The following is a 1,528-nucleotide window of genomic DNA, read 5'->3' as shown; positions in this document are numbered from 1 at the left end:
TTGATGCGTGCCCTGTCGGGCGACTCTGCCGTCACGTTTGGCCAGCTCACCGCGCAGGAGACGTCGTTGCAGTCGGCGAGCGTGGCGTATGTCCGACGCGATGTGACTACGGTAGCGTTGGCCTCGAGTGCGGGACTCATTTTGGCGGACGGCTTTACCGCGACAGGCCAGGGCAAGCCTTACGAAGTGCGTTGCGCGTATCCGTTTGCGATGCCGCTTGCCGCAGACGCAACATCGCATGGCTGCAATGTCGTAGACGATGGGCACTCCACACCCAATGACTCGAGTTCGTGCTCTGGGCTCGGCGTATTCAGCGCGCCCGCGTGGGTCGCGCATTTCAACGCACAGGGAAGTGATGTCTCAAGACAGTGCTCACTCAGCGCGACGATAGCGAGTCAATTCAAGGCAAGTCTTGAGGCGCACGAGCAGGTATCGGCGGATCTGGCGGACAGCCCGACAATGCTCCTTCTCGCGGCCTGGGATCCTGCGAGGCCCGAGACGATTCCGTTGCAGGCGTTTTATTACGACGTCGCCAATGGCGGGCAACTCACGCAGGCACAACGCTACCAGAGGCAATACTTCGATGCGACAGGGCAGTGGCTGCCCATCCTGCGCATGGCGATGACAGGTGGCGTGCCTACGGCGTTTGGCTTCGATGAGCGGGATCAGTTGGACTATGGTATTGCATTGGCGCAACGTCTGAATGAGCGATTCGGCGATACGTCGCCGTGTCCGCGTGATCAGGCGGCGTTTATGTGCAACGGCGTGATCGTCCGGGTGACGGGATATGGCGAAGGATTCCACTCGTGGAATCCAAGCCCGAGTTCGATTACCCGCAACGGCGTAGCCGCGACTTACATGCGAGTGGATGCGGGCATTACCGCTATCGCGTACGAAGGCGGTGAGGGACTGATATTCGCCCCATTCGGCGCACCGGTGCAGTTGCCGCTTACGGCGCGTTGCATCTACCCGACCGACGCCAATACGGACATACGCCCGGATCGATGCGGTGCTAGTGCCGATCCGCTGAGTGTGCCGTGTGCACAACTGGGCATTACCACCTTGGAGGCCTGGCGAGCCAACTACGATCGCACAGATTGGTACTATCAATGCGCGTTAGGGGTGGATACCGCCGCTTTCAATCTCAGTCTGGCGGCGCGAACGACGCTTCCGGTACCTCAGTTGATCCTGCAAGAGAAGTGGAACGAGCTCATCGTCGCGCCGTGGCCGCAGGATGTCCCAGAGCAGATTCCGCTCGAGGCTGCCATGTACACGACAGAGTCGGAGGACTTCCGTGCTGGCGCGCAGTATATCCAGAACGACTACTTCAATCAGACGGGGCAGTTCCTGCCGATCATCAAGATCGACATTCCAGGCCACCCGCAGGCGCCGTTCTCTTATACACCTGGGGATCAGGGGACAGCGAACTAGCGCACGCGGGGCGTGGGTCGACGGATGACCTGTCAGGGTTGACAGTTGTTGCGCACGATGAGCGGATGGCCAGATGAGCGATCCACGGAGTGTGTGC

1 protein-coding gene is annotated in these 1,528 nt (G+C 60.4%); it reads left to right on the top strand.

What is annotated here, in order from left to right; genetic code table 11:
• Positions 1-1,431, top strand: a 1,431-nt coding sequence (locus ACIPHM_RS24575; RefSeq protein ID WP_400334306.1) for a hypothetical protein, incomplete at its 5' end; no start/stop codon positions are given.
• Between the last annotated feature and the right edge of the window lie 97 nt (positions 1,432-1,528).

Source organism: Pandoraea sp. NPDC087047 (assembly GCF_044745225.1).
Lineage (GTDB): Bacteria > Pseudomonadota > Gammaproteobacteria > Burkholderiales > Burkholderiaceae > Pandoraea.
The sequence above is the reverse complement of the archived record's forward strand: the minus strand, read 5'-3'. Positions and strand labels throughout refer to the sequence as shown.